The 4,668-nt window shown below is 39.8% G+C and carries 5 protein-coding genes and 1 other annotated feature; all 5 genes read left to right on the top strand.

Annotated elements, in window-relative coordinates; genetic code table 11:
* Nucleotides 1-1,741, top strand: a 1,741-nt coding sequence (locus SORDD16_RS05445; protein ID WP_241734016.1) for a DNA internalization-related competence protein ComEC/Rec2, incomplete at its 5' end; no start/stop codon positions are given.
* Between the two features lie 176 nt (nucleotides 1,742-1,917).
* Nucleotides 1,918-2,106, top strand: a complete 189-nt coding sequence (locus tag SORDD16_RS12205; RefSeq protein ID WP_061452659.1) for a hypothetical protein — start codon at nucleotides 1,918-1,920, stop codon at nucleotides 2,104-2,106.
* 32 nt (nucleotides 2,107-2,138) lie between these two features.
* Nucleotides 2,139-2,732, top strand: a complete 594-nt coding sequence (locus tag SORDD16_RS05435; protein WP_061452658.1) for an ATP-binding cassette domain-containing protein — start codon at nucleotides 2,139-2,141, stop codon at nucleotides 2,730-2,732.
* Nucleotides 2,729-3,913 carry a hypothetical protein gene (locus SORDD16_RS05430; protein WP_061452657.1) on the top strand — a complete coding sequence of 395 codons (1,185 nt, stop codon included), beginning with the start codon at nucleotides 2,729-2,731 and terminating at the stop codon, nucleotides 3,911-3,913. Before SORDD16_RS05435 ends, SORDD16_RS05430 begins: the two co-directional genes overlap by 4 nt.
* 155 nt (nucleotides 3,914-4,068) lie before the next feature.
* Nucleotides 4,069-4,200, top strand: a sequence feature (ribosomal protein L20 leader region).
* Between the two features lie 15 nt (nucleotides 4,201-4,215).
* Nucleotides 4,216-4,668 (top strand): translation initiation factor IF-3 (gene infC, locus SORDD16_RS05425; protein ID WP_061452881.1); only part of this gene is annotated, 453 nt, incomplete at its 3' end.

The raw sequence follows: 4,668 nt of genomic DNA, 5'->3' as shown, positions 1-4,668 counted from the left end.
CCAAACTTTGACTATCAAGAGTATCCAGTCAATGAAACAGGTTAGCAGTTGGGATATAGGAGAAAATCTGTCTAGTTTACGTCGAAAGGCTGTAGTTTGGATTAAGACGCACTTTCCAGACCCTATGCGCAACTACATGACAGGGCTCTTGCTGGGACATTTGGACACAGACTTTGAGGAGATGAATGAGCTATATTCTAGTCTAGGAATTATCCATCTCTTTGCTTTGTCAGGTATGCAGGTAGGCTTCTTTATGGACGGATTTAAGAAACTCCTCTTGCGATTGGGCTTGACCCAGGAAAAGTTGAAGTGGCTGACCTACCCTTTTTCCCTTATCTATGCAGGTCTGACAGGATTTTCGGCATCGGTCATTCGCAGTCTCTTGCAAAAGTTACTGGCCCAACATGGTCTTAAGGGCTTGGATAATTTTGCCTTGACGATCCTTGTCCTCTTTATCATCATGCCTAACTTTTTCTTAACTGCAGGAGGAGTCTTGTCCTGCGCTTATGCTTTTATCTTGACTATGACTAGCAAAGAAGGCGATGGGATCAAGGCTGTTGCCAGAGAAAGTCTGATCATTTCTTTGGGAATATTGCCTATTCTATCCTTCTATTTTGCAGAATTTCAGCCTTGGTCTATCCTTTTGACCTTTGTCTTTTCCTTTCTGTTTGACTTGGTTTTCTTACCACTCTTGTCCATCTTATTCATTCTGTCCTTTGTTTACCCAGTCACTCAATTTAACCTTGTCTTTGAGTGGTTGGAGAATATCATTCGCTTGGTATCGCAGCTGACAAGCAGGCCTCTGGTTTTGGGTCAACCCAATGCGTGGCTGTTGATTCTTCTCTTAGTTTTATTAGCCTTGGTCTATGACATGAGAAAAAACATCAAAAGAGTAGCTGGAGTCAGCTTATTGATTACAGGTCTCTTTTTCCTGACCAAGTATCCACTGGAAAATGAAATCACCATGCTGGATGTGGGGCAAGGAGAAAGTGTTTTTCTACGGGATGTAACTGGGAAAACCATTCTCATAGATGTGGGAGGCAAGGCAGAATCTGATAAGAAAATCGAGACTTGGCAAGAAAAGGCGACGACCAGTAATGCCCAGCGAAACTTGATTCCCTATCTAAAAAGTCGCGGAGTAGCCAAGATTGACCAGCTGGTTTTGACCAACACAGACAAGGAACATGTTGGTGATTTACTGGAGGTGACCAAGGCTTTCCATGTCGGGGAGATTTTAGTATCAAAAGGAAGTTTGACACAGAAGGAATTTGTAGCAGAACTAGAAGCAAGCCAAACCAAGGTGCGCAGTGTGACAGCAGGGGAGAACTTGTCAATTTTTGGGAGTCAGTTAGAAGTCTTATCTCCAAGGAAGATTGGAGATGGAGGTAATGAGGATTCTCTAGTTCTTTATGGAAAACTTCTGAATAAGCACTTTCTCTTCACTGCAAACTTGAAAGAGCAGGGAGAGAAGGATTTTCTAAAGCAATATCTTGACTTAGAGGTGGATGTCTTGAAAGCAGGCCAACATGGTTCTAAAACATCATCAAATCCAGTTTTTTTAGAAAAACTTAAACCAGAGACCACACTCATCTCAGTTGGAAAGAACAATCGTGCGAAACTCCCCCATCAGGAGACCTTGACTCGACTGGAAATTATCAATAGCAAAGTTTATCGAACTGACCAGAACGGAGCTGTTCGGTTTAAAGGGTGGGATAGTTGGCGAATTGAAAGTGTTCGTTAGGAAGAAAAATGTTATATATTAGTGAAATAAATTAAAAATTATTGCACAACAGAGAGAAAAGTGATATAATTAAAACGCTTTCAATAGTAAATATATAAATGCAGTGAAAATCAGAAAAAGTTGTTTTATTAGCCAGTTTATGATTTATTGATCTTTTTTAGTCCAGTGTATCTGCTGTGACAGTCACTAAAAAATATTGGTATGATTGGAATACTATGTGGGAATATAGTACTAACTATCACAACCATCAATACATTTCTATCCCGTCATGGTCTAGTTATTATAGCTATTCTGAGTATAAAGTTGGTGGAAGCTGGAACTACGATCGTTATGAGGTCATAAACTTCTACAGCGGAGGTTATTAATCCTTAAAGAGTGAGAAAAAGGAGGGCTGGATATGTTAAATCTTACTCATGTTACCTTAAAAACGCGACAAGTCATCTTGCAAGATGCGGATTTCACCTTTAAAAAAGGTAGGATTTATGGCCTTCTTGCTATCAATGGCTCGGGAAAGACGACACTGTTCCGAGCTATTAGCAAGCTGCTTCCCCTTAGTAGTGGACATATCGCAGCCTCTCCTTCTTTGTTTTATTATGAGAGTGTTGAATGGCTGGATGGAAACTTAAGTGGGATGGACTACCTTCGTCTCATAAAGAACATCTGGAAGTCAGGCCTGAACTTGAGTGATGAAATCGCCTATTGGGAAATGTCTGACTATATCAGCCTTCCTATTCGTAAGTATTCCTTAGGGATGAAGCAACGCTTGGTGATTGCCATGTATTTCTTCAGTCAGGCCAAATGCTGGCTTATGGATGAGGTAACAAATGGTTTAGACGAGTATTATCGACAGAAGTTTTTTGATAGATTGGCACAAATCAATAGAAAAGAACAGCTGGTTCTTTTAAGTTCCCACTACAAAGAGGAGTTAGTGGAGATTTGCGATAGCATGGTAACCATTCGTCAGGGGCAGATAGAAGAGGTTCCGTTATGAAAGATATTAGTCTATTTTTGTTAAAGAAAGTTTTCAAAAGTCGTTTAAACTGGATTATCTTAGCTTTATTTGCATCTGTACTCGGTGTTACCTTTTATTTAAATAGTCAGACTGCAAACTCACACAGCTTGGAGAGCAGGTTGGAAACTCGTATTGCAGCCAACGAGAGAGCTATCAATGAAAATGAAGAGAAACTCTCCCAAATGTCTGACACCAGCTCGGAGGAATACCAGACTGCTAAAAGTGATTTAGACTTGCAAAAAAATCTTTTGACGCGAAAGAAAGAAATTCTGACTTTATTAAAAGAAGGGCGCTGGAAAGAAGCCTACTATTTGCAGTGGCAAGATGAAGAGAAGAATTATGAATTTGTATCAAATGACCCGACTTCTAGCTCTGAATTAAAAATGGGGGTTGACCGCGAACGGAAGATTTACCAAGCCCTGTATCCCTTGAACATAAAAGCACATACTTTGGAGTTTCCTACCCACGGGATTGATCAGATTGTCTGGATTTTAGAGGCTATCATCCCAAGCTTGTTTGTGATTGCTATTATTTTTATGCTAACGCAACTGTTCGCAGAAAGATATCAAAATCATCTCGATACAGCTCAGTTATATCCTTTTTCAAAAGTGACATTTGCCATGTCCTCTCTTGGAGTTGGGATGAGCTATGTAACCGTGTTGTTTATAGGAATCTGTGGATTTTCTTTTCTAGTGGGAAGTCTGATAAGTGGTTTTGGACAGTTAGATTATCCCTACCCGTTCTATAGTTTGACGAATCAAGAAGTAACTATTGGGAAGATACAAGATGTCTTATTTCCTAGCTTGCTATTAGCTTTCTTAGCCTTTATCGTCATTGTGGAAGTCGTCTACTTGATTGCTTACTTTTTCAAGCAAAAAATGCCTGTCCTCTTTCTTTCACTCATTGGGATTGTTGGCTTATTGTTTGGTATTCAAACGATCCAGCCTCTTCAGAGTATTGCACATCTGATTCCCTTTACTTACTTGCGTTCAGTGGAGATTTTGTCTGGAAGATTACCTAAGCAAATTGATAATGTCAATCTAAATTGGGGTATGGGGCTAGTCTTACTTCCTTGCCTGATTATCCTTTTGTTAGTGGGAATTCTATTTATCGAAAGATTGGGAAGTTCACGTAAAAAGGAAGTTTTTAATAGGTCTTAGCATTCCTATCCGGAAAGTGAGGAAAAAACTAACACAGGGAGGGAACCAACTAGGTTCTCTCTTTTTGATGCAGACATCAAGGAAAACTGAAAGTTTTCCAGAAAAACAACTTTTTATCTTGACAAGGGCTAGAAAACTTGGTATCATATAAAAGTTGAGAAAAGCAGAAGTGAGAGCTTCTCGCCTTGTGACATCAAGTTGCCTGGCCCTACGGATGAAAAGTTTCTAAGAAACGCTATCATAACGTGCGGGCTTGTATCATTACGAGTCCGCTCTTGTTTTTCTCTAATAATAAAAAAGAGGTGAAAACCATAGCAAAGCAAGACTTATTCATCAATGATGAAATTCGTGTACGTGAAGTTCGCTTGATTGGTCTTGAGGGAGAACAGCTAGGCATCAAGCCACTCAGCGAAGCGCAAGCATTGGCTGATAGTGCAAATGTTGACTTAGTATTGATTCAACCCCAAGCCAAACCACCTGTTGCTAAAATTATGGACTACGGTAAGTTCAAATTTGAGTATCAGAAAAAGCAAAAAGAACAACGTAAAAAACAAAGTGTTGTTACTGTGAAAGAAGTTCGTCTAAGTCCAACGATTGACAAGGGTGACTTTGACACAAAACTTCGCAATGCACGCAAGTTCCTTGAAAAAGGAAATAAAGTTAAGGTATCCATTCGCTTTAAAGGGCGTATGATCACCCATAAAGAGATTGGTGCAAAGGTTTTAGCCGAGTTTGCTGAAGCAACACAAGATATT

Origin of the sequence: Streptococcus oralis, from assembly GCF_001578945.1 — a bacterium.
In the GTDB taxonomy this organism is placed as follows: domain Bacteria; phylum Bacillota; class Bacilli; order Lactobacillales; family Streptococcaceae; genus Streptococcus; species Streptococcus oralis_Q.
Note: the sequence above shows the minus strand (reverse complement) of the source record. Positions and strands in the feature narration are given on the sequence as shown.

Excerpts from the sequence above, each read along its gene's own strand:
- SORDD16_RS05430 (WP_061452657.1), top strand. The coding sequence starts at position 2,729 with ATGAAAGATATTAGTCTATTTTTGTTAAAGAAAGTTTTCAAAAGTCGT.
- SORDD16_RS05435 (WP_061452658.1), top strand. The coding sequence starts at position 2,139 with ATGTTAAATCTTACTCATGTTACCTTAAAAACGCGACAAGTCATCTTG.